Source organism: Bradyrhizobium sp. LTSP857 (assembly GCF_000938285.1).
GTDB lineage: Bacteria > Pseudomonadota > Alphaproteobacteria > Rhizobiales > Xanthobacteraceae > Bradyrhizobium.
Map to the genome: position 1 here is coordinate 97,375 of NZ_JYMS01000024.1, position 25,001 is coordinate 122,375.

Genomic DNA, 25,001 nt, shown 5'->3' on the forward strand with positions numbered 1-25,001 from the left:
TCGCGACTAAATGATGCCGCTCTGCCGAAGCGCCGCAATCGCAGCCGCGTCATAGCCGAGTTCGGCCAGCACAACATCGGTGTGCTCACCGAGCATTGGCGGACGCGTCGCGATTTCACCCGGCGTTTCCGACAGCCGGACGGCGGCGCGCGCGACCGGGGCTGGTTTCGGCAAGCCTGGATAGTCGACGTCCTGCAAGAAGCCGGCGGCGCGAATGTGCGGATGATCCAGCGCCTGTTGCGGGCTCAGAACCGGCCCGGTCGGAATCATCGCTTTGCCCAGGGTATCGACAGCCTCCTGCGTGGTGCGCTCGCTGCACCAGCGCGCCATGCGTTCGCTGATGATGGGGCCGTTGTTGCCGCGGCTGATGTCGTCGGCAAAGCGCGGATCGTTCAGCCACTGCTCCTCCTCACCCATCAGCTTGGCCCAGCGCTTGAACAGCGGATGTCCGGTGACCTGGCACAGCACCCAGCCGTCTTTGGTCCGGTAGATGTCGGCGGGCGCGGCCGTCTGGCCGAGATTGCCGGTCGGAACGCGATTGACGCCGATGACCGCCTGCTCGATCAGCGTGGCGTTGGTGAAGGACAATGCGGTCGCAAGCAGCGCGCCCTCGACGATCTGCCCGCGCCCGGATTTGCCGCGCTCGATCAGCGCGGCGAGCGTTCCGAACGCGCAATGCAGCGCGGTTCCGAAATCGACCCAGTTCACCGCGGCGCGGTAGGGCGGATCGCCTGCACCGGTCATGTACACCGAACCCGACATGACCTGGCCGACGCCGTCGAAGCCGACGCGGTCCGACCATGGCCCCGGTCCGCCGAAGGCAGTTGCCGTCGTCAGGATGATGTCGGGCTTGATCGCCTTCAACGAGTCGTAATCGAGCTTCATCGCGCGCAGGGTCTGCGGCGGCAAATTTGCGACGACGACGTCAGCGGTGGCCACCAGGCGGCGCATCACCTCCTGGCCCTCCGGCTTCATCGGATCGAGCGTGATGCACTTCTTGTTGCGGTTGACCTGGAGAAACAGCGCGCCCTCACCGCCCTCGCCGACCGGCGCCACGAAGCGATCCTCGCTGCCGTCGCGCTTCTCCACGCGGATGACCTCGGCGCCGAATTCGGCCAGCAGTGTCGCGCAATACGGCCCGGCGATATAGCGCCCGAAATCGAGGACGCGCACGCCCTCCAGAACTCCCCCCATCGATCTCTTCTTTCCCTCTATCTTTCCGGTCAGATTACAGGGAATGCCTGCCACGGCAAGGTGCAGCGCACAGATGCCCTGCCTTCAAGATGTCATCATCCAACCGTTTCGGCTGGCGGAAATTCTGCTCTAGTATGGATCAGTCCGTTCCTCCAGCCAGAAGCGTAGATCCATGCCGCAACAATTCGATCGATCCGCAGAAGATCTCGGCAACGCCATTCATTTCGAGCACGTCAACATCCAGGTTCCGGATCAGCGCCTCGCCGCGCTGTTTTACGTCGCGGGGCTCGGGCTCACCCGCGATCCCTATCTGATGGTGTCCGACACCAACATGTGGATCAATGCCGGACGGAGCCAGTTTCACCTGCCAGGCGGCAGACCGCAGGTGCTGCGCGGCCATGTCGGGCTGGTCATCGAGGGCCGTGAAGCGTTGCTGCAACGATTGGCGTCAGTCGCCAAGAAGCTCGAGGGCACGGCGTTCAAATTCGCCGAGCACAATGGCTATGTCGAGGCGACCTGTCCGTGGGGCAACCGCCTGCGCTGTTATGAACCGGACGCGGCGCGCTTCGGGCGCATCACGCTCGGTATCCCCTATGTCGAGTTCGAGGTGCCTGTCGGGACGGCGCAAGCGATCTGCGCCTTCTATCCGGAGATCATGGGCATGCCCACGGACTTGTGGAATGGAGACGGCACGGTTGCAGCGGTGAAGACGGGCCGCGACCAGCACCTGCTGTTCCGCGAGAGCGACCGGCCGCAGGGCGACTATGACGGCCACCATGTGCAAATGTACATCACCGACTTCTCCGGCCCGTACCGCAGGCTGCTCGCGCGCAATTTGATCTCGCGCGAGGACAATCAGTATCAGTACCGGTTCTGCGACATCGTCGATCTCGGCAGCGGCAAGCCACTGTTCACAGTCGAGCACGAGGTGCGCAGCGCGACCCACCCGATGTTCATGCGGCCGATGGTCAATCGCAATCCGGTGGTCAACAACCGCAATTACGCGTACGGCCACGATCAGGCATCGTGGGCGATGGGGCCGGATCAGTACGAGGGATAGGCAATAGCCAAGTCCCGCGAGTCTCGGTTGCCGGGCGGCTCCGCCGAGCGGGGCCGCCGCATGTTGCCAGACGGGTGAGCGTCACATCAGAAGTGGACCTCGGTGCGCATACCAAGAACCACGGCGTTGTCGGTCTTCACGCCCGCGGCGTTATAGCCGCGCCCGCCGGGATTGATCACATACTGCGCATCGAACTTGAGGTTCAGCCAGCCGGTCGCCTGCCAGCCGTACCAGACTTCGATCGGAACTTCGTTGCCGTCGGCATTGGGGCTCAGCGCAGCCGAATTCACGTGGGTGGTGCCCACGGCGAAGCCGACTTCGTCCTGGGGACGCCAAGCGAACGTTCCGGTATGCCGGAAGCCGAGGGCGATCTGGTAGTCCTGGTACGACGTCCGGTGATCGGCGACAGTCGTATTGAGGAAGGTGTACCAACCCACCGCGCCGGGACCGTCAACAGTCAACCGTTGCAGGATCGACTCGTAGACGCCGAAGCGACCTCTCTGATCCCCAAGATTTTGATCCGGGACGCCACCGACGCCCGGGATGGTGGAGATGATACCGGGAAGGCCACCATCGATGGTCGATGCGCTGTCATACCAGCCGCCAAGTCTCCAGGTCCCGGTTAGGGGACCCTTGGGCGTCCAGACCAACTCCACCGGCACCATCACGCCACTGGCGGGGTTTGATGAGGGGATGCCCGGCAAGAAGTAGGTGGTCGCTTGGTCCGTCGTCAGATAATTCGGATTGGCGTCGTAGACGCCGACCGACACCGTGAATTCCGGAGCCACCTTGTAGTGGACGACACCGGCCCACTGGCTTACCGGCCAGTTATAGATGTACCCACCCTGGATGTTGCCGGGCTGGCCGCCGCAGAAGGTCAGGTTAATGAACTCGCACAGACCGAAGAAGAAGTCGGAGCCGACGGGAAGACGGCCGCCCTTGAGTTCAAGGCGGTCATCGAAAAGCTTCTGCGAATAGTAGAGTTGGGTCAGGCGCAGAATGTTGCCGCGGCCGAACACTTCGTTGGTCAGTTGCAAGGCGGGAATGCCGGCCTGGTCGTTCAGATTGCGGCCGAAGCGGTCGACCAGCGTAAGGCCGACGGTGCCGCCCTGGATGCCGGCAAGCTTCCCCATATCGAACTTCGCGCCAAACCACAGCTGACCGGCGTTGGCTGCGGTGTTCTTGCTTCCACCCGTGACGTTGCCGACAGATTCGTTGCCCAGCGTCAGGCCCAGATCGATACCCTTCTCCTTCAGCTGCGTCCTGCCGAGATCGCCGAACAGATACGGTCTCGTCCAGAAATCGTCGGTCTCCGCATAAGGAAGAGGTGCAGCTTTCGTCGAAAAATCGGCCGCATGTCCTGCACCGCCAAGCAGCGATGAAAAGGCGATCCCGACACCGCACGCACCAGCGATGTTTACAAACCTGCGCAACATTTTTCTCGTCCTCCCGCAGTCTCAGGCTTTGTTGTTCTTGCCTCACGCTCCTGCCCAAGCCCTCGAGCCTGGAACGTGCTCCTTCCCCAGCACACACGGCCGCCGGCCGCCGACGAAGCGGTCTTGTGTCAACTGGAGCCTGGATCCGTCATACCTGGTCGCCCGTCCTCGCCGGCAACGCGTCCACGCCGCGCGATGATGCGCCCTGTTGTCCTTGTACAAGCGTCGGTTTCGGCGCCGTGCGGGCGATGCCCGCCAGCGCCAGCTTGCGCCGCCTTCGGGCCTGCAATTGTTGATCCGCCAACACACCGATCAGAATCACCGTTCCCATCACCGCGAAGTTGAGAGAATTGGGGATGCCCAGGATATTCACGAGGTTCTGCAACACTTGCAGCAGCGCTGTCCCCAGCACGATACCGAGAATGGAGCCCTCGCCACCGCGCAGGCTGCACCCGCCCAGCACGGCAGCCGCGATCGCGTAGAGCTCGTAGAAATTGCCGAACGAGCTCGGAGACACCGAGTTCGTGTAGAACACGAAGAGGACCGTTGAAACTCCGGCGAGCCCACCGCTGATGATATAGGCGGTTGCGATCACGAGATTCGTGTTGATGCCGGAGAAGCGCGCCGCTTCCTCGTTCTTGCCGACAGCATAAAGCCAGCGCCCGTAGACCGAGCGGTGCAGCAGCACGCCGAGCACCAGCGCAAGGATAATCAGAAGTATGAAGGTGTTCGGGATGCCCGCCACATTGCCGGAGGCAATGTTGCCCAGTGTCCCGGCCTCGTCGCCATATCCGAAGCCCCGTGTCGAGTCGGACGTATAGTAGCGCGCGGCGCCGCGATAGATCAGCAACCCGCACAGCGTGACGATGAAGGGTTGCATTTTCAACCGGGTGATCAGGAAACCCTGAATGCCCCCCAGCGCCAGCCCGCCCAGCAACACGGCCAGCAGCGCTAAGGGCCAAGGAACCTGATAAGTTGTCAGAAGATCAACGAATACGACGCCGAGCAGCGCGAACATCGAGCCGAGCGAAAGGTCGATGCCGCCGGTGATGATCACGAGCCCCTCGCCGAGCGCAAACACACCGAACAGGCCGATCAGATTGGCCATGTTCAGCAAGTTCACCAGCGACAAGAAGGCCGGATTGATCGCGCCCGTGATGGCGGCAATCACCACCAGCAGCAGGCCTAGGCCGAATTCCTTCTTGATCATGGCCTGGCCGCTTCCAAGGTTTCCAGCGCTTGGCCAATCGCGAGCCGCAACACGTTGTATTCGCTGAACTGCGAGCGCTCCAGCACGCCGCTGACGCTGCCTTCATGCATCACCGCGACCCGGTCGGAGACGCCGATGACCTCCTCCATGTCCGAGGAGATCATCACGATCGCGACGCCCTGATCGGCGAGTTCGCGCATCAGCGCGTAGATCTCGCTCTTGGCACCGACATCGACGCCACGGGTCGGCTCGTCGAAGAACATCACGCGCGGCTGCATCGAAAGCCACTTGCCCAGCACGACTTTCTGCTGGTTGCCACCGGAGAGCGTCACGGCCTCCATATCGATGCTCGGTGCCTTGATGGAGAGGCGCCTCACCTGCTCCTTTGCGACCTTGCGCTCGGCCGCGCCGCTGACCAGCCACATCCGCGCATGATCCAGCAGGCTCGCCAGCGTCACGTTCTCCCGGATCGGCAGCTCCAGCACGAGCCCGGATTTCTTGCGGTCCTCCGGCATCAGATAGATGCCTTGCCTGATCGCGTCTCGCGGCGATGCGACATCGACGCGCGCGTTGTCGATCCTGATCTCGCCACCCAGCAGCGGATCAATGCCGAAGGCCGCGCGGGCAAGGGAGGTGCGACCAGCGCCCACGAGCCCTGCCAGTCCGAGGATCTCGCCATGCCGCACGGAAAGATCAATCTGCCGGTCGGGAAAGGCTGATGTCACGAGGCCGACGATGTCGCAGCCGCCCGGCTGCGGCGGCCGTTTCGGCGGCGTATGCAGCGCTTTCAGGTCGCGGCCGATCATCAGCCGGATCATTGCGGCATGGCTCAGCTCGCCCCGCGCCAGCTCTCCCACCGTGCGCCCGTCGCGCAGCACCACGACGCGGTCAGCGCAGGTCATGATCTCGCCGAGCCGGTGAGAGATATAGATCACCGCGATGCCGTGCGCCTTCAGATCGGCAATCACCTCCAGCAGGCGTTCAGTCTCCGAAATCGTCAGGCTGGAGGTCGGCTCGTCCATGATGATCACGCGGGCGTCGATCGAGAGCGCCTTGGCGATCTCCACCATCTGACGCTCGGCGATCGACAAATTGTCGACCAACGTGTCCGGGGTGAAATCTGCGCCCAGCCGCTCCAGCAGCGGCGTCACGCGGGCGCGCATCTCCGCGTTGTTCACCAGCTTCAGCGGGCCACCGACGAGCTTCTCGCGTCCGATGAAGACGTTCGCGGCAACGTCGAGATTCTCGAACAGGTTCAGTTCCTGATGCACGAAGGCGATGCCGGCCTGCGTCGCCTCGCTGACCGTCATATGGGCATGGTCGGCGCCGCCGATACGGATCACGCCCGCGCTCGGCGCGATCACGCCACCCAGCACGCGCATCAACGTCGACTTGCCGGCGCCGTTCTCGCCGATCAGCCCCAACACCTCGCCGCGGTATACCCGCAGGCTGACATCGTCGAGGGCCATGACCCCGGGATAGGACTTGCTGATCCCGGCGAGTTCGAACAGGATTTCCGCCATTCATTTCCTCCCACTCGACGCCCGGCGGCTGTGCCAGCCGGGCGTCGAAAGGCACTAAAAGTCACTTCTTCAGCAGCTCCTTCATATGAGCGGTGAACTCCGCGACGTTGGTCTTGCTGATCACCTGGGTTGGCACGATCAGCTTGCTGTCAGCCGGAATCCAGGACTTGTCGCCGTTCAGCGTCTTGATGATGTTGGTGGCGGAGAGATACCCGAATTCGTACGGCTGCTGCACGACAGTGGATTCGATTGTGCCGTCGGATATTCCCCGCAGCGTGCGCTGATCTTCGTCGAAGCCGACGATCTTTACCTTGCCGGCCTTGCCCGCCGCCTTGACCGCGTCATAGATCAGCGGCGTCTCGTAGCTCCAAAGCCCGGACAGCAGCGCAATGTCCGGATATTTGACGAGCACGTTCTCCATGTTCGCCTTGGCCTTGGCGGAGTCCACCTGGTCGGTGAAGATGTCGACCAGCTCGATCTTGGTACCGGCGATCGCTTCCTTGATCCCCTGCACGCGCTCGCGGGCATTGTCTGCATCCATCGTACCGACGAACAGCGCGATCTTGCCGCCGTTCGGCAACGCCTTCTTGAACTCCTCGCCGGCTTGCCGCCCGGCCGCGACGTTGTCGGTGCCGATATAGGCGAGACGCTTGCTCTGCGGCGCGTCGCTGTCGGTCGTGATCAGCACGGTCTTGGCCGCAACCTTGTTGAGCTCTTCGGTTGCGTGCGGCGCATCGTCGACCGAGATGGAGATGCCGGCGACGCCGCGCACCAGCAGGTCGTCCAGCTCGCGCCGCTGGCCCGCCGCGGTCGCTTCGTTGGTGACGATCAACTGGATATCGTATTCGGGGTGCTCCTTCTGAGCCTTCTCGAGCCCGCGGCCGGCGATGACCCAGAAATCAGCCGCGGCATTGGTCACCAGCGCGATGGTCTTTTTCTGCTGGGCCTGCGCCATCCCCGTGGTCGTCGCGAGCGCGACGGTCGCGAGCAGCGGCACTATCAATTTCTTGATTGATCCGTTCATGTGTACCTCCCTTTGGTCGCCCCACTGAGGGGCCTCACAGCGCTTTTGCGCCTTATTTTATTTACACGGCGAAGAAATGTCGCAGAGCAAAACACCAAAATCAGGATGTACTAGCTCCTTCTTCGAGCATAAATAGTACATGAGGTACGATGATAGTAAATATGGCTGATAACAACGCGCCCGGAATGTGCTTTTTCGATCACACGGCCGTAACACGCTCTTATTAATTTCACTTGTCGAATTAAAGTGGCAACATGGTTGACCAAATTGAGCCGCCGAGACGTGTTTCCAGCATGGCCCGCGGTTCGAACCGCGGCCGCCTCGTCGAGGTCTTGCGACGACAGGGGCCGTTGCCGCGTGTGGAGCTCGCCCGAAGTACGGGACTGAGCTTCCCCGCCGTTTCCGGCCTGACATCGAGACTGATCGCGGAAGAATTGCTGTGCGAGACGGAGACAGCGGCATCCTCATGGTCCGACGATCCCGACGAAGAGGATGCGGACGGGCTGAATGGCCGCCGCCGTGGCCGGCCGGCCGTGCTGCTGACCCTGAACCCGGAGTTCGGGCGCATCATCGCGGTCTCCCTGCGCATGAACCTCATTGAGACGCTGATCGCCGATTTCAGCGGTGCCGGCTTGGCGCAGTCGCGACTTGCACTCCCGACGCGCGCTCTCGATGCAGCCGCACTGCGCGATCTCGTGATCGCGCAAATCAATGCAATGCTGGATGCGACGTCGACGCCGCGCCATCAACTGCTGGGAATCGGGCTTGCGCTGCAGGGCATCGTGAACGCAGACACCGGCTGGACGCTGTGGAGTCCGGCGCTGTCGATCACCGACGTCGATCTGGCGACGCCGACACGCGAGGCGTTCGGGGTCGAGGTCGTGGTGGCGAACGACGCTGTCGCAGTTGCGCTCGCCCTCACAGCCGCCGAGCCGGCGCTGGCGGAGGGCCTCTCAGCCACGATCATGGTCGGTCACGGCATCGGAATGGGCGTCGTCGTCGATGGTGAAGCGCGCGGGGGCGCCGGCAGCGAGATCGGTCATGTCAAGGTGGCGCCGGACGGTCCGCAATGCCGCTGCGGCCAGCGCGGCTGCATCGAGGCCTATCTTGCCGATTATGCGCTCTACCGCGACGCCCGCACCTTTCTCGACCTGCCGCCGGCGGACTCGCAGCAGCCGTCCGAGGCGCAGATGGCTCTGCTGCGCGAGCGGGCGCTGGGCGGCGATCCGCGCCTCGAGCATCTATTCCAGCAGGCAGGTCGCGCGCTTGCCGAGGCGGTCGCGGCAACGATATCCGTGCTGCGCCCACACCATGTCATCCTGGCGGGACCCGGCCTTCAGGCATTCGACATGATGCGCCACGCCTATGAGGAACGGCTGGAGCAAGCGGTGTTGCCATGGCTGCTCAAGTCCACGGCGATCCATCTGCGTCCTAGCGGGTCGGCGGTCATTGTCGACGGCATGGTGCGACGGACGCTGCGGGTCGTGGACCGAAACCACATGGAGGCAACCGAGTGAGCACGGGAAGCCGCCTCCTCATTGGAGCTCCCTCCGCGCAAGTCCCGGCTGGAGCCTGAGGAATCGACGCTGACGATCAGCGCGTGGCCGCAATTCTGGCGCGAAAGCTCGCCTGCCCCTGCATGATCTTGTCGAGCAGCGCGTCGAGCGCCCAGAAGCGCTCGCGGATGTCGAAGTCGACGGTCCGGCTGCGGACGCATGAGAACGTGCCGAGCCTCTGATGGTACAGCTTCGCCAGCTTGGGATATCCCATCGGCTCAGCCATCGCCGCGAGCGCGAGGTAGACGGAGAGATCGTCCGCGAGAGCCGGATGTTTAGTGCTGTCGGTCAGCAGCCACTTGTAGAGGTCAGGGTGAAAGTTCGTGAACACGCCGGTGAAACCAGCAGATCCGTATTTGATGGCGTCAAAGGCAATCGCCGCATTGGCGTTGACGATGGCGAGAGAGGAATTCTTCGTCAGCGCCACGCGGCGCTTCACGGTCTCGAGATCGCACGACACGTCCTTGAGAATCGCGAAACGCCCGCTCTCGGCGCAGAACCCCAGCTCGTCGTCGGACAGCAGCCGGCGGAACGGTGCCGGACATTCGTAGAGGCCGAGCGGAAGATCGGCGGGCAGCGCATCGAGCAGGCCGCGCAGATTGTCCATGAAGACCGTGCCGCCCTGCCCCCTCGGATCGAACCGGTTCGTCACCAGGACCAATCCGTCCACGCCGGTTGCGGCGATGGAGGTCAGCTCGGCCACTTGATCGTCACGCGATTCACTGACGTGGCCGGACGCAATCACAGGCACCCGGCCCGCCGCCTGTCGCACGACGAAACGCGCCAGCGCGACGCGCTCATCGAGGCTGAGGGCCTGCATCTCGCTCGACTGGGCCACGGCAAACAGCGCATCCGCGCCATTGGCAATGTACCATTCGATGAGGTTCTCGAGGCCCGCATAGTCGATCGCGTCGGCTTCGGTGAACGGTGTCAGCATCACGGGAATGATGCCTTTGATGGTTGCAGTCACAGATCAGCTCCCGAGACGTTGAAATCGTTGACAGGCAGGAGCCTGCCGCTCACGCGTCTTTGCAACGCGTGAGCGTAACTGTTCGCCCTGGCGATCAATTGCCGGCCACTTCCTTGATGCGCGCGATCATATCGTCGACGGCCTTTTCGACCGGCACCTTGTTGGTGACGATGGCGTTCACCGCCTTGATCCAGACGTTCTCGTTGTAGAGCGTGGTGAACTTGTAGTTCTTGCTCATCTCATAACCACCGACGCCGGCGAAGAACTGGTCGCGCTCGGCGCGGCGATGCACGTCGCCGTCCCAGAAGGCGGACTTCTGGCCGGCGACCTTGACCGGGAACCAGCGGCCGAGCGCGCCTTCGACATAGGGCTGGAGGTTTTCGTCGCGCAACAGGAATGAGACGAACTCCTTGGCCCGCTCCTTGTTCTTGGCCTGCTCGAAGATCAGGCCGATCACCACGGACGCGCGGGTGTGGACCGGCGTGCCATCCGGCTTGTTGGGCCAGACCATGGTGCGGATGCGCTCGTAATAGTTCTTCTTCGCTTCCTCCCGCTGCTCGGCAGTGAGCGTCTCGTTGTTGGCGTCGTCCAGCCATTTGCCGGGCACTGAAATCGTCGAATTGTGGGTCATGATCGTCGTCTTGTTGTGGAAGGCGACGTTGTTGTCGGGATCCTTCCAGCTCGTCGCCGATTGCGGCGTGCAGCCCTTCGCGGCGATCTCGATATAGTCCTTCATGGCGGCAACGAGGCCCGCCTTCACCTTGGGATCGTCGACCAGCAGCTTGCCGTTGTCGTCGACCAGCACGACGTTGTAGGCGTCCATGAACACCAGGAACGAGATGAAGCTGTCGGTAGCGTCGACGCCCATCGGATGGCCGATGCCATAGATGCGCTTGCCGGACGCCTTGCGCACGGCCGGCTGCGCCTTGTCGCACCAGAACGACCAGAAGCCCTTCCAGTCTTTCGGGATGTCGGCCTCATTGAGACCTCCCTCCTCGAGCATGTCCTTCCAATAGTGCAGATGCAGCGTCGCCTGCTTCAACGGGAAGGCGTAGTAGGCCTTCGCCTTGGTCTTGTCGTTGTAGAGCATGACCGTTTCGAGCGAAGCCGGTGTGAACTCGCCCTTGATCGGCTCGAGGATGGAGCCGATATCCACCAGCTTGCCTTCGGATGCCCATTTGCCGGCGCCCTGGAAATGGTAGGTGTCCGCATAGCTGACGTCGGGCGGACTGCCCGCATCGAGCGCCGCCACCAGCTTCGGCATCATGTCCTGCGTCGCATATTGCGACAGCTCGACCTTCACCCCGGTCTTGGCCTCGAACTTCTTGATGACAGCGAGCAGCGCGTCTTCCTCGGCTTTGTAGTAGCCCTTGTTCCACCAGACGACGAGTTTCTCCTCAGCCGCTGCCGGGCTCGCCGTCCCCATCATGGGCGCGAGCAGAGCAACCGCCATCGAACAGTTTCTGACCCACCGCAAAAGGCTATTCCGCATTGTCGTTTCCTCTCCGTCCCAGCCCAGCGAGGGGCCCGCCGGTTGCTCTTTATGGCTTTCAAAACGGGCCCATGTAAGCGCTTACATACAAGCTGTCAAGCGACCCTCTTGCCGAGCCTTTGCGCGCTTATCGAAAGGACGGAATTTGCCGCGGTTATTGGGGGCCTAACGGCCCGCTGCCTTGCCGGCGCTTTCCCGGATTTTCAGATCGGGCACGATTTCCCGGGACTGCACCTGCCCTTGCTCGCCTGCGATCACAGCGAGGAGCTCGTTGGCTGCCAATATACCGATCTGCTGGTTGTCGACCTTCATCGTCGTGAGCCTGGGAGAAAAGCGCGATGAAATCGCAAGATCATCGAAGCCGGTAATCGAAAAATCCCTGGGCGCTTCCAGGCCGCATTCCCGCGCGGCCATCAACGCACCGAGCGCCAGATTGTCATTGCCGCAAACAATTGCGGTCGGCCGGGCGTCGATCGCTTGCGCCATCAATCTCGCAAAGCTCGCCGCCCCGAATTCCAGCGTCGAGGGGCCCATCATCAAATCCTGGGCGGGAATCTCCAGTCCTGCGGCCGCGAGCGCGTCCCTGATGCCGCCAAGCCTTTCCCTTACGCGGTCATTGTTGGCGTCGGGCTGAAAGATGGCGGCAAATCGACGATGGCCCAGGGACAACAAATGGCTGGTGATCCGATTGAAGGCGGCGCGATTGTCAAAGCCGATGCACGGGTGCGACGACAGCTTGTTGTAGGAGTAGGTCACGACATAGGGAATGCCGCGCGCGTTGAGCGCGTCAAACAGCTCGGGAGGATGATTTTCACCGACGACCGCAAGCGCTTCCACGCCCCGCGCAAGCATTGCGTCGGCCTGCCGCAGCCCTTCTTTCGGATCATAGTTCGAGCAGCCCAGGAACAGCGTGAAGCCACGTTCGCTGAAGACGGTCTGCATGCCGCTGATCTGGTGGGCAAAGATTTCGTTGTCGAGCGTCGGTATGATGGCGCCTGCGATATGGGTCCTGCGCGAGGCCAACGCCCTTCCGGCAGCATTCGGAATCCAGCTCAGGGCGCGTGCTGCCTCCTTGACCCGCTGCTTGACCTCTTCGGAGACTTTCCCGGGCTCGTTGAATGCGCGCGATACGGTCGCGGTCGAGACATTGGCCTTGCGGGCCACCTCCTCAAGCTTGACGCGGCCGCTTCCTCCGCGCGCTCTCTTTGAACCAGCTACCATCCCGGCCACGGTTGAATGCTTTTTGATCAATGCCTTGCCATGGTAGTGATAGCCATGCGGGTCCTCAACGAAAATCTCTTAGCGTGAACACTGGGTGTCGAAAATCACCCGAAGACGACATTTCCGGCAGCGCACGCTCGTGCTGGCCTGCCGACACGCGGCGTGATAATCGGCAGCGCACAAAACGCTTTGGATGAATGGCGTTCAACCAACGGAAGCCAAGCACGATGTCGGATGCGCTGATGAATATCTCGCCGGTCGATGGCCGGTACGAACGCTACACGGCGCCGCTGCGCCAGATCATGAGCGAATTCGGCCTCATCAAATACCGTGTCGAGGTCATGGTGCGCTACGTCCTGGCGCTCGGCGCGCACGCGGACATTCCGTTCCAACTCAACCAGGCCGAGGCCAAGGCGGTCGAAGGCATCATCCATGCATTCGTGCAGGACGACGCCCTCTCGATCAAGCAGCTCGAGACCAAGGGCTGGAACGGCATCCTTGCCACCAATCATGACGTGAAATCGTGCGAGCTGTGGCTGCGGTGGAAATTCGCCCAGATCGGCCTCGGCGGAGCCGTGGAATGGATCCATTTCGGCTGCACGTCGGAAGACGTCAACAATATCGCCTATGGGCTGATGCTGCGAGACGCCGTCGATGCGCTGATGCAGCCGCTCGGGCTCGCGGTGGCGTGGATCCAGAATTCCGCGAGCGACTGCGCCCGCATGCCGATGCTTTCGCGCACGCACGGCCAGCCCGCCACGCCGACCACGCTGGGCAAGGAGTTCGCAATATTCGAGGAGCGCCTGCGCCGGCAGATCCAGCAGATTGGCGCATTGAAGCTGTCGCTCAAACTCAATGGCGCCTCCGGCAATTACGCGGCGATGCACGCGGCGTTTCCGAATATCGATTGGCCTCAATTCGCGCAGGCGTTCATCGAAGACGGCACGTATCTGCGCAAGGGTGCCCACGTCTCGTTCTCGTTCAATCCGCTCACCACGCAGATCGAGCCGCACGACACCTATGCCGAGCTCTTCGCAGTCCTCATGCGCATCAACACCATCCTGGTGGATTTCACCCAGGACATGTGGCGCTACATCAGCGACGACTGGATCGTGCAGAAGCCGATCGCCGGCGAAGTCGGCTCGTCCGCGATGCCGCACAAGGTCAATCCGATCAACTTCGAGAACGCGGAGGGCAATCTTCAGATTGCCAACTGGCTCATGGAGGGTTGCTGCCGGAAGCTTCCGGTGTCCCGGATGCAGCGCGATCTCTCAGACTCGACCGTCGCGCGCGTCTTTGGCACGATCTTCGGGCACTGCATCGTCGGATATGAGAATCTGCGCGCGGGCATGAAGAAGGTCTCGCCGAATGCCGAGAAGATCCGCCTCGCACTCGTCGCGCATCCCGAAGTGCTCGCCGAGGCCTACCAGACGATCCTGCGCAGCAAGGGCTACCCGAACGCCTACGATGCGCTCAAATCGCTCTCGCGTGGCGCGAAGATTACGCTCACCGATCTGCATGCGTTCGTCGATGGGCTCGACCCGGAATTCGTCGATGCCGAGACCAAGCAGCGAATGAAGGACATCACGCCGGATACATATGTCGGCCTTGCACCGTCTCTCGTGCGCGCAGGTTGACGGGCGACGCGGACTGGCTCCTGTCGTCTACGGCACGTCGCGCCAACGCATCGGGAGAATGCCGTTCTGTCGGAAACTGCCGAGGAAACCGAAGCGGGCGGCTTGCGGATTGGGGCGGGCCTCGACCGTCGTGCCGAGGATCTGCACGACGTCTGTCTCGTCATAGACCGGCCAGGACGGCAGACCAGGCCCGTTGGGATTCCCACGCATCGCGAAATTGACCCAATAGCCCATGATCGTCTGCGCCAGAGCGCGGTCCGCCTCATTCGGTGACGTGGTGCTGCCGATCACCCGTTGCGGCGTCAACGTGCCGAAGACAAAGGGTATCTCGGTGACGTGCGACGCAATCGGCGTGTAGGGCGACGTATAGTTGAAGTGGTAGCCGTAGACCGGCGCGCGACGGCTTGCCCGATGCAGCCGCAGCCACTGCCAGCACTGCTCGCCGACCACGATGTCGCCCGTGAGCGCGGCGGCAGACGCCTTGGCTTGTGCGTCGGTGTCCGCGGGGTAGATTTTAAGAAAATCAGGTAGCCGTTCCCTGCCGAACATCTTCTCCGCCGAGTTGCAAAAAGCTTGCGCCGATTGAGCGGGGAGTGATTGCGACATGAAAGGAAATTCCTCCGCGCTGTTCCAGCCGGCCAGCAAGGGGATATGCATCTGCTCCCCGCGGAGGAAGCGTTGCGCGGGCACATCAGGCACCACATCATGATCGATACTTGGTGAGAAGGACGCTGTGACGTGGTCGAGCTCGAAGCTCCAGGGTGCGGCTGCGTTCAACTGTTCGGCCGGCATGGCGCGCAAGGCTGCGATCGACCCATCGCCTTGCTGACGCGCGAGAGCCACGCCGCGTGCGCGAGCTTCTTCGAAATTTTGGAGTGGTCCGTGCCGGCCATCCCAGAATGCGCCGCTTTCGCCGATGGCTTTGTGAAAGAGTCCATGCGCGAGCGGCGACGCCATCAAGATACCGACGGCCATGGCGCCGGCGGATTCACCGAACAGTGTGACGTTGTCGGGATCGCCGCCAAAGGCGGCGATATTGGCTTGGACCCAGCGTAACGCTGCGAGTTGATCTTGCAGGCCGTAATTGCCCGATGGCGCTTCCGCGTCGAGATCCGGATGGGCGAGAAAGCCGAAGATGCCGAGGCGATAGTTGAAGCTGACGACTACGACACCTTTCGCTGCCAATGGCCCACCATCGGTGGCGGGATTGGCGGAGGAGCCGAATTGAAAACCGCCGCCGTGAATCCACACCATCACGGGCCGCTTCTCGTCAGCCTCTTTCGCGGCGGTCCAGACATTGAGCGTGAGGCAATCCTCAGCGCGCGGCCCCGGCCGAGGATCATTTTCGAGCGCCGAAAGACAGCCCGCGCCAAATGTCAGCGCATCGCGCACACCAGTCCAGGGCGCCGGCGGCTGCGGTGCGCACCAGCGTAACTGCCCGACCGGTGGCGCGGCATACGGGATGCCCTTGAACGCCAGCACGCCGCTGACATCTCGGCGCTCACCACGCACCTCACCGGCTTGCGTGCGAACCTGTCGGCCCAGTTCGGCTGCTTTCGTCATCAAGGCATGCACGGTCGTACCTCCTGTTGACCGAGATCTATCGACTTTTGCGTGCGATTAATTTACTTGTTATTGCATTCGATCGCTAAAAGCCGTCAAAGATGAGACAGCCTCTCCGCTACCCTCTGCGTTACCCTTGGCTGGACCTGGACGTGGACGACCGGTCCGCGCCGGTCATTGCCGTGCGCGTTGATTCAGACGGGTCGAAAGGAGAGGTGCCGGACCACAGCCATCGCAAGGGACAACTCGTGGTCTCGCTCGGAGGCGGCGTCACCTGTCGCGTCGCGAGCGGCCTGTGGATGGTGCCACCGCATTGCGCGGTCTGGATTCCCAGCGGCATGGCGCACAGCAATCGCGCCACCACAAATGCGCGGCTGTTCTTCATCTACATCGAGGCGGAGCTGGTCGATCTGCCGGATCGGTGCTGCACCATTTCGATCTCGCCATTGCTGCGCGAATTGATCGTCGAACTATCCGACGGCATGCAGCATGACGGCGCGCGGAGGGAGCGCCTGATCAGCGTGCTGCTCGGCGAGTTGCCGCGCATGCCCCTCCAGCAGCTGCATTTGCCGCTCTCGACCGAGCCGCGTGTGAAGCGCATCGCCGCAGCGTTGGCGGACAATCCCGCGGACCGTCGCACGTTGGCGGAATGGGCCAACCGCGTCGCGCTCAGCGAAAGCAGTCTTGCACGTCTCGTGGTCAAGGAGACCGGCCTGACCTTCGGACGCTGGCGTCAGCAACTGCACTTGATCGTCGCCATCCGGGAGCTGGCCTCGGGTGCGAGCGTGCAGCAGGTTTCGGCCGATCTCGGTTATGAATCGGTGACGGCCTTTATCACGATGTTCAAAAAGGCGCTTGGAAAACCGCCGGCGAAATATCTCAGCAGTGTCGCACAAGAGGCCCGATCATACGCACCCGTTGATCAGGTGCCGCACCCGTCGAAGGATCGTCGGACGCCGATGCGGCGTTGATATTGATGGAATGCAGCGGAGCTTCTGGCTGGGGCGGGAGGGATCGAACCTCCGAATGGCGGAATCAAAATCCGCTGCCTTACCACTTGGCTACGCCCCAACAGGCGACCCGGGGAACGGCGGAAGAACCGGCTGCCACAGATTCCCGTTGGTCGCAGTCGGTCTATAGGGAGCGGCGCAGCATTTCAACCGCCTGGAGGGGCAAAATACCACAGGCCGGGGCCGGCTCCCGCCACACTCTGGTGTCGTCCCGGCCATGGTCCGTTCCCGTCCCTCCCGGCAGTTGAGACCTCCGCCGTTTCATGGGAATACGGCGCCAATGATGTCCTCGGGAGTGAGCCATGACCTACCGCGCGCCGATCTCTGACATGCTGCTGTCGCTCAACCATGGCGCCGGCCTGAAGGCCGCCATGGACGCCGGCCATTACGGCGATTTCGACGCCGACATCGTCACTGCCGTGCTGGAAGAGGCCGGCAAGTTCGCAACCGACGTGCTGGCGCCGCTCAACCGGGTCGGCGACGAGCACGGCATCAAGCTCGACGACGGCAAGGTCACGACCGCACCGGGCTGGCCCGACGCCTACAAGCGCTGGACCGACGGCGGCTGGAACGCGGTGTCGGGCCCAGAAGCGTTCGGCGGCCAGGGCCTGCCGATTGCGATCAACGCGCTCTGCACCGAAATCTGGAGCGCCTCGAATCTCGCCTTCGGCCTCTGCCCGCTGCTGACGGCCTCCGCGATCGAGGCGCTGGATGCGCATGGCAGCGAGGAGCTGAAGAAGATCTATCTCGAAAAGCTCGTCACCGGCGAATGGACCGGGACGATGCAGCTCACCGAGTCGCAAGCCGGCTCCGACGTCGGCGCGCTGCGCACCCGCGCCGAGCGCGCACCCGACGGCACCTATCGCATCAAGGGGACGAAGATCTTCATCACCTATGGCGAGCACGACATGACCGATAACATCGTGCATTTCGTGCTGGCGCGGCTGCCGGATGCGCCGGCCGGCACCAAGGGAATCTCGCTGTTCCTGGTGCCGAAATTCATGGTCAAGGAAGACGGCTCGCTCGGCACGCGCAACGACATTTTTGCCAGCGGCGTCGAGCACAAGCTCGGCATGCACGCTTCCCCCACCTGCACCATGACGATGGGCGACCATGGCGGCGCGATCGGATTCCTGATCGGCGAAGAGAACCAGGGCATGCGCTGCATGTTCACGATGATGAACCAGGCCCGCCTCGGCGTCGGGCTCGAAGGCGTCGGCGTCGCCGATCGCGCCTATCAGCAGGCGCTGGCCTACGCGCAAGAGCGCAAGCAGGGCCGCGCCGTCGGCAACAAGAGCGACGGCTCGGATGCGATCTTCGTGCATCCCGACGTCAAGCGCATGCTGATGCGGATGCGGGCGCAGACCGCGGCCGCACGGACCATCTGCTATGCCACGGCGGTCGCACTCGACGTCTCCACGCGCGCCAAGGACCCCAAGGTTCGGGCTGATGCGGCTGCGCGCGCGGCGCTGCTGACGCCGATGGCAAAGGCCTATTCCACCGATGTCGGCAACGAGGTCGCCTATCTCGGCGTGCAAGTGCATGGCGGCATGGGTTTCATCGAGGAGACCGGCGCCGCGCAGCACTATCGCGATGCGCGCATCACCGCGATCTACGAGGGCACCAACGGCATCCAGGCGATCGACCTCGTCACACGCAAGCTCGCGGCGAACGGCGGCGCCTCGGTGTGGACGCTGATCGACGAGCTCTCGGCAACCGTCAAGCAGGTCGAAGCCTCCAACGATCCCGCCTTCGGCACCACCGGTGCAAAGCTGCGCGAGGCGCTGGAGGCGCTGACGCGCTCCAGCAAGTGGCTGCTGGAGCGGGTTGCGTCCGCGCCGAACGAGGCACTCGCCGGCGCAACACCTTACCTCCAGCAGTTCGGCGCCACGCTCGGCGGCTGCATGCTGGCGTCCGAGGCGCTTGCCGCCAAGGTCGACGGCAATACGGATGCGTCGCGCTACGTCTCGCTCGCGCGCTTCTTCGCCGAGAACATCACGGTGCAGGCGGGCGCGCTGGAGCGCACCGTGACGGAGAGCGCGGAATCGGTCGCGGCGGCGGATGCGGTGCTGTTGGGGTAAGGGAGGTCTCTCCTCCTCGCTGTCATTCCCCGCGAAGGCGGGGAATCCAGTACGCCGCGGCTTCTCGGCGAACCACAGACGTCTCGGAGTACTGGATCGCCCGGTCAAGCCGGACGATGACACCGAATGCATGGGACGCGCGTGCGCTACGAAGCTGCGATCTTCGCCCTTCTCCCCGGCCGCCACAGCACGAGGCCGGCCGCAACGAGATCAAGCACCACGCACATCGCAAACGCCATCGTGTAGTCGCCGGTGAGGCTGCGCACGACGCCGACGATGCCCGGACCGAACGCGCTGATGATGCCGCTGATCGACGTTCCCAGGCCCATCGCGGCGGCGAATGCGGCGCTGCCGATCTCGCGCTGGATGATCAGAGGCGGAAACGTGATCATGTTGCCGATCGAGAAGCCGTAGACGGCGCAGCACAGCAGCAGCACCGTCGGGCTCTCGCTTTGCAGGAGCACGAACAGCGCCGCCGCCTGGCTCGTCATTGACGCCGCACACGCACGCCGCGGATCGAGCCGGTCGACGAACAGGCCGAGCGAGAGCCGTCCGACCACCGCCATAGCCGCCATGATTGTGACGGCAAGGCCCGCAGCGTAGCGGCCGATCATCGGCTCGAGGAACGTCACCTGATGGATGATGAATCCCATCTGCGCCAATAGCGCGATCGCGATCGGCAGCACCATGGTCCAGAACGTCGCGTTGGCGAGCAGCGCCTTGCGCGAATGAGCCGCAGGCGCGGCCGCGCCGCCGCCGGAGGCGCGGCCGGCTGAGGTCAGCGACGCATCGGCCGGCCAGCCGGTGAAGATCACCACCACCGGCAACACCAGCACGATCATCGCCATCGTGGTCGCGAGCATGGCGGAGCGAAAGCCGATACTGTCGGACAGCACCAGCAGCACCGGAACGAGAACGATACCGCCACAGGTCGCGCCGTTGAACGCAAGGCTAAGTGCAAGCCCGCGGCGCCGTTCGAACCAGGCATTCAGCACGGTTGCGATCACCACCGTGCCCATGCCGGTCCAGCCGACCGACATCAGCGCGTAGGCGAGATAGAGCTGCCACGGCGTCTGCATCAGTCCCAGCAGCACGGTCGAAGCGCCAAGCGCCGTCAGGCCGCACAGGATCAGCGCCCGCAGCCCGATGCGGGCGAGCAGATCGTCGGTGAAGATGACGAGAACTGAGGTCAGCAGAAACGAGAAGGTGCTGGCGGCGGACACCAGCGTGCCCGGCCAGCCATGAGCGCGCTGGAGCTCCGCGAGATAGACCCCCTGGCCGTAGAGGCCGAAGCCGAACATGAAAAAAGCCATCAGGAAACAGGCCAGCACCACGCGCCAGCCGCGATAATGCAGCGAGGATTCGTCAATGCCTGTTGCGGCAATCATCAATCATGCAATCGACCAAATGGAACGAGACGGGCCATCGTGCCGCACAACCACCGGTTTTTCAAATGAAACATTGTAGCCGATTGTTGCAACGCGCAACACCCATCAAAATGTCGCACAGCCCTCACGTCACAGTTCCCCGGACGAATGCATCCGTTGTGCCGGTGTCATGCAACTTCTCGCGGGTATCACTGTCGAAAAGGTTGAGCCGCAGGATTGGCACGCCTGCGAGATGATGTAGGCTGAGCATCGCAGGACTCGTCGACGGCAGGCGCCGCGGCGGCCGCAGGGGGGCTTCATGCCGAATGGCAACATCATCGTGACGGAGGATCGCGCAACGCGCGTGATCACCCTGCGCCGTCCGGGCAAGAAGAACGCGATCACGCAGGACATGTATCGCGAGATGAGCCGCGCGATCGACACCGCGCAGAACAATCCCGACATCCGCTGCATGATCATCACCGGCGGCTCCGGCGTATTCACCGCCGGCGACGATATCGACGATTTCCTGAAGGCCGACACCTCACGCCCCGAGACGCTGTCGGACGGCGCCAAATTTCTCTATTCGCTGGCGCTCAACGCCAAGCCGATCATCGCGGCCGTGGACGGCGCGTCCATCGGCATGGGCACCGTGATGCTGTTCCATTGCGACTACGTGCTCGCCTCCAACGCCGCGACCTTCTCGGCGCCCTACATCAGTCTCGGGCTGGTTCCGGTCGGCGCCGCCAGCCTGCTGATGCCACGCACCATGGGGTACCAGCGTGCCTTTGCCATGCTGGTGATGGGACGGACCTTCAGCGCCGCCGAGGCGCATGCCGCGGGCTTCGTCAACACCGTGGTCTCGCCGGGACACACCGAGGTCGAGGCCCGCAAGGTGGCGCGCGAGATCTGCCGGCTGCCGGCCGAGGCAGTCGCGATCTCGCGCAAATTGCTGCGCGCAGCACCCGAAGAGCTCAGCCGCCGCATCGACCAGGAAGGCCATCTGTTCGGCGAGCGGCTGAAATCGGACGAGGCGGTCGCCGCGTTCAACGCGTTCGCGAACCGGAAGAAACGGTAAGGCGTTCACGACAATGCTTCGTGAAATCTTCGCGCGGAACGACTAATATTGTTCCATGCGATACGCCTCTGCACTCATCCTCGCCACGCTCGCGCTCGCCGCCCCGCCCGCTGCCGCCCAAACCGCGGCACCTGTCGAGCTGCGCATCCTCGCGATCAACGATTTCCATGGCAATCTCCGGCCGCCGCCGGGCGGCATCCGCATCAATGATCCCGAGGACAAGACCAAGAAGGTGATGGTCGCGGCCGGCGGCGCCGAATACATGGCGACGTTGGTCAAGCAATTGCGCGACGGGCACAAGAACACGATCTTCGTTGCCGCCGGCGACCTGATCGGCGCAAGCCCGTTTTTGTCGGCGATGTTTCACGACGAGCCATCGATCGAGTCGCTGTCGATGATGGGGCTTGCGATTACCTCGGTCGGCAACCACGAATTCGACGAAGGCAGGACCGAACTGCTCAGGATGCAGAACGGCGGCTGCCATCCGGTCGACGGCTGCCAGGGCCCGCATCCGTTCACCGGCGCCAAATTCCACTATCTCGCCGCCTCCACCATCGAGACCGCGACCGGCAAGAGCGTGCTGCCCCCCTACGAGATCAGGGAGTTCGACGGCATTCCCATTGCCTTCATCGGGCTGACCTTGAAGGGCACCGCCGGCATCGTCTCGCCCGCCGGCATCGCCGGCCTCGAATTCCGCGACGAGGCGGAGACGGTCAATGCGCTGGTGCCACAACTGAAGGCGCGCGGGGTTGAAGCCATCGTGGTGCTGATCCACGAAGGCGGCGAGCCCGCCGGCGACTACAACGAATGCCCGGGCATCTCGGGGCCGATCGTCGATATCGTCAAGAAATTCGACCGCGCCGTCGACGTCGTCGTCAGCGGCCACACGCATCGCGCCTATGTCTGCAATATCGACGGACGGCTGGTGACGAGTGGCGACAAATACGGCACGCTGGTCACCGCGATCGATCTCAAGCTCGATCCCGCCAGCCGCGACGTGATCAGCGCCAAGGCCGAGAACGTCATCGTCGCCAACGCCTCGCTGGCCAAGGACCCCGAGCAGACCGCGCTGATCGACGCCTATGACAAGCTCGCCGCTCCCATCGCCAACCGACCGGCAGGCTCAGTGACGCAGACGCTGTCGCGCGTGCCGAACGAGGCCGGCGAAAGCGCGCTCGGCGACATCATCGCGGACGCGCAGCTTGCCGTCACCAAGGACGCCAAGGATGGCAGCGCTGTCATCGCCCTCACCAATCCCGGCGGCATCCGCACCGATATCATCCCGAAGGAGAACGGCACGGTGTCCTACGGCGAGCTGTTCGCGAGCCAGCCGTTCCGCAACCGCCTCGTCACCATGACGCTCACCGGCAGCCAGCTCAAGGACATGCTGGAGCAGCAATGGCTCGATCCGAAGCGGCCGCGGATCCTCCAGGTCTCGAACGGATTCAGCTACAGCTGGGACGCGTCGAAGCCATTCGGCGAGCGCGTCATGGCCGAGAAGATGACGCTGAACGGCCAGCCGCTCGAACCGGCCACCGGCTATCGCGTTACGCTCAACGACTACCTCGCCGTCGGCGGCGACGGCTTCACGGTCGCGAAACAGGGCGCAGCGCAGCAGTATGGCGGCTACGACGCAGACGCGCTGTTTGCGTTCTTCCGGGCGCACGGACCGATCGGGCCGCTTCCACTGAGCCGCATCCTCCGCGTGAATTGATCTGGCGCAAGCGGGCCGGAACTGGACCACCCTTTGCCATTCCCGACCGAACGCATAGATTGGGTTCTGCATTGCGTTTTGGCGCCGGATGCGCCAAGCGACGTCGAGAGCCCGTACCCTGTGAGGCCAACCTGATGAGCACGCTTCTTCTCTCCCACAAGGCTTGCCTCGACCACGTCACGCCACCGGGACATCCAGAACGGCCGGACCGCCTGCGTGCGGTCGAGGAAGCGCTGTCGGTTGAGCGCTTCCAGTATCTGGTGCGCGACCAGGCACCGGAGGGCGATCTCGATCTCGTCACGCTCTGCCACAACGAGGATTACGTCACCGAGCTCCGCCACATCGCGCCGACCAGCGGGCAGGTCTATGTCGACGGCGACACCTCGATGTCGCCGGGCACGTGGGAAGCGGTGATGCGCGGCGTCGGCGGCGCGGTTGCGGCGACCGAAGCCGTGATGGCGGGCGAGCACCGCAACGCCTTCGTCGCGGTGCGTCCGCCGGGCCATCACGCCGAGATCGGCAAGCCGATGGGCTTCTGCTTCTTCGACAATGTCGCGATCGCCGCGCGCCACGCGCAGCGCAAATACGGCATCAAGCGTGCGGCCATCGTCGATTTCGACGTGCATCACGGCAACGGCACGCAGGACATCTTCTGGTCGGACCCGACCGTGATGTACTGCTCGACGCATCAAATGCCGCTGTTTCCGGGCACGGGCGCGAAGGATGAGCGCGGCGATCACGACACCATCGTCAATGCGCCGCTCGCCTCCGAGGACGGCGGACCTGAATTCCGCGCTGCGTTTGAGAATTTGATCCTGCCGCGGCTGACGGAATTCAGCCCGGAGCTGCTCATCATCTCCGCGGGCTTCGACGCGCATTTCCGCGATCCTCTCGCCTCGCTCAATTTGCGCGCGGAGGACTACACCTGGGTGACGCGCAAGCTGATGGACCTTGCCGACAAGTCTGCAGGCGGTCGCGTTGTTTCTGTGCTCGAGGGCGGCTATGACCTGCAAGGACTGAAAGAATCTGTTACGGCGCATGTCGGCGCCCTGATGGGCGCTTGACGCACCCGCCACATTAAGCCCGTAAAACTCTGCTTTTCTCCATGTGAAGCGAATCGGGCAATCGGAAACTTATATGGCCGAAAATACCCAAGTCGACGTCTCCAGGCTCACCTTCGAACGCGCCATCGAGGAACTCGAAACGATCGTGAAGCGGCTCGAGGACGGCAAGGTGCCGCTCGAGGAATCCGTCACGATCTACGAGCGCGGTGAGGCCCTGAAGCGCCGCTGCGAAGAACTGCTGCGCCAGGCCGAGGCGCGCGTCGACAAGATCACCACCGATGCCAGCGGCCAGGCCACGGGCACCGCGCCGCTCGACGTACAGTAAAGGCCGCTTCCGAGCGGCCTGTTTTGGGCAATGGCCATCTGCAATTTTGTCATGATGGTTTGAGGTGGGTTCCGCTCACGGGAACGCGCGATCGATGATGAGTCGCGCCCCGCCTTCCACGGGCTCCCACCTCGTGAATCTCACCGAAAACGGCCTCGTTCTCGCCAAAAAGCTGCCGAGGAACCGGGCAAGACTGGAACCTCCGCTCCGGCGCCGCGGTTAACTAAACTGGCCCGCCGGTTGCACCTGCATACCCGGAATCGGTCCGGCGGGTTGGCTTTGGCCTAAGCTTTGGTGTAAAGCTGCGCGCAGTGTGGCTTTTTGTTAGCCTTACGTGGGCACCGATTGCCGGCGACAAGCGCTTCAAATCGCTAATGAAATTGGTTGGGACGGACGAAGCCGATCTAAGTGACAGGGGTCACAGAGACTGAACCGGAGCGCACTTAAAGCTCACCTAAGCTTGAACAAGGGGCTTT

Annotated in this window: 19 protein-coding genes and 1 tRNA gene; 9 read left to right on the plus strand and 11 right to left on the minus strand. The window is 63.2% G+C overall.

The window, feature by feature from the left end:
• Nucleotides 1-6: 6 nt before the first annotated feature.
• Entirely contained in the window at nt 7-1,194 is a 1,188-nt protein-coding gene (locus UP06_RS12825; RefSeq protein WP_045002939.1) for a CaiB/BaiF CoA transferase family protein, read from the minus strand.
• Between the two features lie 172 nt (nt 1,195-1,366).
• On the opposite strand from UP06_RS12825, the gene UP06_RS12830 reads away from it, so the two are divergent.
• Nucleotides 1,367-2,254 (plus strand): VOC family protein, encoded by an 888-nt coding sequence (locus UP06_RS12830; protein WP_045002940.1) that lies wholly within the window; start codon nt 1,367-1,369, stop codon nt 2,252-2,254.
• A gap of 86 nt (nt 2,255-2,340) precedes the next feature.
• Here the strand turns inward: UP06_RS12830 and UP06_RS12835 are convergent, their stop codons facing one another.
• From UP06_RS12835 to UP06_RS12850, 4 genes are all read right to left on the minus strand, one after another.
• Nucleotides 2,341-3,690: a carbohydrate porin gene (locus UP06_RS12835; protein WP_045002941.1), complete on the minus strand. Its 1,350-nt coding sequence runs from the start codon at nt 3,688-3,690 to the stop codon at nt 2,341-2,343.
• A gap of 148 nt (nt 3,691-3,838) precedes the next feature.
• Nucleotides 3,839-4,900 carry an ABC transporter permease gene (locus UP06_RS12840; RefSeq protein ID WP_045002942.1) on the minus strand — a complete coding sequence of 354 codons (1,062 nt, stop codon included), beginning with the start codon at nt 4,898-4,900 and terminating at the stop codon, nt 3,839-3,841.
• Nucleotides 4,897-6,423 carry a sugar ABC transporter ATP-binding protein gene (locus tag UP06_RS12845; RefSeq protein WP_045002943.1) on the minus strand — a complete coding sequence of 509 codons (1,527 nt, stop codon included), beginning with the start codon at nt 6,421-6,423 and terminating at the stop codon, nt 4,897-4,899. Before UP06_RS12845 ends, UP06_RS12840 begins: the two co-directional genes overlap by 4 nt.
• A 61-nt stretch (nt 6,424-6,484) precedes the next feature.
• Nucleotides 6,485-7,447, minus strand: a complete 963-nt coding sequence (locus UP06_RS12850; protein ID WP_045002944.1) for a sugar-binding protein — start codon at nt 7,445-7,447, stop codon at nt 6,485-6,487.
• A gap of 254 nt (nt 7,448-7,701) precedes the next feature.
• On the opposite strand from UP06_RS12850, the gene UP06_RS12855 reads away from it, so the two are divergent.
• Nucleotides 7,702-8,964, plus strand: a complete 1,263-nt coding sequence (locus UP06_RS12855; protein WP_045002945.1) for an ROK family protein — start codon at nt 7,702-7,704, stop codon at nt 8,962-8,964.
• A 76-nt stretch (nt 8,965-9,040) separates the two neighbouring features.
• On the opposite strand, the gene UP06_RS12860 is transcribed toward UP06_RS12855, so the two are convergent.
• The 3 genes from UP06_RS12860 to UP06_RS12870 form a co-directional block, all read right to left on the minus strand.
• Nucleotides 9,041-9,973: a dihydrodipicolinate synthase family protein gene (locus UP06_RS12860; protein WP_082081382.1), complete on the minus strand. Its 933-nt coding sequence runs from the start codon at nt 9,971-9,973 to the stop codon at nt 9,041-9,043.
• A 94-nt stretch (nt 9,974-10,067) separates the two neighbouring features.
• Nucleotides 10,068-11,426 carry an ABC transporter substrate-binding protein gene (locus UP06_RS12865; protein WP_045002946.1) on the minus strand — a complete coding sequence of 453 codons (1,359 nt, stop codon included), beginning with the start codon at nt 11,424-11,426 and terminating at the stop codon, nt 10,068-10,070.
• Between the two features lie 204 nt (nt 11,427-11,630).
• Entirely contained in the window at nt 11,631-12,686 is a 1,056-nt protein-coding gene (locus UP06_RS12870) for a LacI family DNA-binding transcriptional regulator (RefSeq protein ID WP_045002947.1), read from the minus strand.
• A 242-nt stretch (nt 12,687-12,928) separates the two neighbouring features.
• Between UP06_RS12870 and purB the strand changes: the two genes are divergently transcribed.
• Nucleotides 12,929-14,323, plus strand: a complete 1,395-nt coding sequence (gene purB, locus UP06_RS12875) for an adenylosuccinate lyase (RefSeq protein WP_197087209.1) — start codon at nt 12,929-12,931, stop codon at nt 14,321-14,323.
• 27 nt (nt 14,324-14,350) lie between these two features.
• Here purB and UP06_RS12880 read toward each other — a convergent pair whose 3' ends face one another.
• Nucleotides 14,351-15,886: a carboxylesterase/lipase family protein gene (locus UP06_RS12880; protein WP_245305461.1), complete on the minus strand. Its 1,536-nt coding sequence runs from the start codon at nt 15,884-15,886 to the stop codon at nt 14,351-14,353.
• A gap of 101 nt (nt 15,887-15,987) precedes the next feature.
• Between UP06_RS12880 and UP06_RS12885 the strand changes: the two genes are divergently transcribed.
• Nucleotides 15,988-16,857, plus strand: coding sequence for an AraC family transcriptional regulator (locus UP06_RS12885; protein ID WP_045002949.1), 870 nt, complete (start codon nt 15,988-15,990; stop codon nt 16,855-16,857).
• 25 nt (nt 16,858-16,882) lie between these two features.
• Here the strand turns inward: UP06_RS12885 and UP06_RS12890 are convergent.
• Nucleotides 16,883-16,957: transfer RNA gene (locus tag UP06_RS12890), tRNA-Gln, on the minus strand.
• Between the two features lie 241 nt (nt 16,958-17,198).
• On the opposite strand from UP06_RS12890, the gene UP06_RS12895 reads away from it, so the two are divergent.
• Nucleotides 17,199-18,977: an acyl-CoA dehydrogenase family protein gene (locus tag UP06_RS12895; RefSeq protein ID WP_045002950.1), complete on the plus strand. Its 1,779-nt coding sequence runs from the start codon at nt 17,199-17,201 to the stop codon at nt 18,975-18,977.
• A 146-nt stretch (nt 18,978-19,123) separates the two neighbouring features.
• On the opposite strand, the gene UP06_RS12900 is transcribed toward UP06_RS12895, so the two are convergent.
• Nucleotides 19,124-20,365: an MFS transporter gene (locus UP06_RS12900; RefSeq protein ID WP_045002951.1), complete on the minus strand. Its 1,242-nt coding sequence runs from the start codon at nt 20,363-20,365 to the stop codon at nt 19,124-19,126.
• Between the two features lie 298 nt (nt 20,366-20,663).
• Between UP06_RS12900 and UP06_RS12905 the strand changes: the two genes are divergently transcribed.
• The 4 genes from UP06_RS12905 (at nt 20,664) to UP06_RS12920 (ending at nt 24,525) form a co-directional block, all read left to right on the plus strand.
• Nucleotides 20,664-21,422 (plus strand): enoyl-CoA hydratase-related protein, encoded by a 759-nt coding sequence (locus UP06_RS12905; RefSeq protein ID WP_045002952.1) that lies wholly within the window; start codon nt 20,664-20,666, stop codon nt 21,420-21,422.
• 55 nt (nt 21,423-21,477) lie between these two features.
• Nucleotides 21,478-23,136 (plus strand): bifunctional metallophosphatase/5'-nucleotidase, encoded by a 1,659-nt coding sequence (locus UP06_RS12910; protein ID WP_045002953.1) that lies wholly within the window; start codon nt 21,478-21,480, stop codon nt 23,134-23,136.
• A 134-nt stretch (nt 23,137-23,270) separates the two neighbouring features.
• Nucleotides 23,271-24,200, plus strand: a complete 930-nt coding sequence (locus UP06_RS12915; RefSeq protein ID WP_045002954.1) for a histone deacetylase family protein — start codon at nt 23,271-23,273, stop codon at nt 24,198-24,200.
• A gap of 73 nt (nt 24,201-24,273) precedes the next feature.
• On the plus strand, nt 24,274-24,525 hold the full coding sequence (locus tag UP06_RS12920) for an exodeoxyribonuclease VII small subunit (RefSeq protein WP_008132970.1): 252 nt from the start codon (nt 24,274-24,276) through the stop codon (nt 24,523-24,525).
• The last annotated feature ends 476 nt before the right edge of the window (nt 24,526-25,001 follow it).

Coding starts and splice junctions, on each gene's coding strand:
- purB (WP_197087209.1), top strand. CDS start 12,929: ATGAATATCTCGCCGGTCGATGGCCGGTACGAACGCTACACGGCGCCG.
- UP06_RS12835 (WP_045002941.1), bottom strand. CDS start 3,690: ATGTTGCGCAGGTTTGTAAACATCGCTGGTGCGTGCGGTGTCGGGATC.
- UP06_RS12850 (WP_045002944.1), bottom strand. CDS start 7,447: ATGAACGGATCAATCAAGAAATTGATAGTGCCGCTGCTCGCGACCGTC.
- UP06_RS12870 (WP_045002947.1), bottom strand. CDS start 12,686: ATGGTAGCTGGTTCAAAGAGAGCGCGCGGAGGAAGCGGCCGCGTCAAG.
- UP06_RS12855 (WP_045002945.1), top strand. CDS start 7,702: ATGGTTGACCAAATTGAGCCGCCGAGACGTGTTTCCAGCATGGCCCGC.
- UP06_RS12920 (WP_008132970.1), top strand. CDS start 24,274: ATGGCCGAAAATACCCAAGTCGACGTCTCCAGGCTCACCTTCGAACGC.
- UP06_RS12885 (WP_045002949.1), top strand. CDS start 15,988: ATGAGACAGCCTCTCCGCTACCCTCTGCGTTACCCTTGGCTGGACCTG.
- UP06_RS12830 (WP_045002940.1), top strand. CDS start 1,367: ATGCCGCAACAATTCGATCGATCCGCAGAAGATCTCGGCAACGCCATT.
- UP06_RS12910 (WP_045002953.1), top strand. CDS start 21,478: ATGCGATACGCCTCTGCACTCATCCTCGCCACGCTCGCGCTCGCCGCC.
- UP06_RS12900 (WP_045002951.1), bottom strand. CDS start 20,365: ATGATTGCCGCAACAGGCATTGACGAATCCTCGCTGCATTATCGCGGC.
- UP06_RS12825 (WP_045002939.1), bottom strand. CDS start 1,194: ATGGGGGGAGTTCTGGAGGGCGTGCGCGTCCTCGATTTCGGGCGCTAT.
- UP06_RS12915 (WP_045002954.1), top strand. CDS start 23,271: ATGAGCACGCTTCTTCTCTCCCACAAGGCTTGCCTCGACCACGTCACG.
- UP06_RS12865 (WP_045002946.1), bottom strand. CDS start 11,426: ATGGCGGTTGCTCTGCTCGCGCCCATGATGGGGACGGCGAGCCCGGCA.
- UP06_RS12840 (WP_045002942.1), bottom strand. CDS start 4,900: ATGATCAAGAAGGAATTCGGCCTAGGCCTGCTGCTGGTGGTGATTGCC.
- UP06_RS12880 (WP_245305461.1), bottom strand. CDS start 15,886: ATGACGAAAGCAGCCGAACTGGGCCGACAGGTTCGCACGCAAGCCGGT.
- UP06_RS12905 (WP_045002952.1), top strand. CDS start 20,664: ATGCCGAATGGCAACATCATCGTGACGGAGGATCGCGCAACGCGCGTG.
- UP06_RS12895 (WP_045002950.1), top strand. CDS start 17,199: ATGACCTACCGCGCGCCGATCTCTGACATGCTGCTGTCGCTCAACCAT.
- UP06_RS12845 (WP_045002943.1), bottom strand. CDS start 6,423: ATGGCGGAAATCCTGTTCGAACTCGCCGGGATCAGCAAGTCCTATCCC.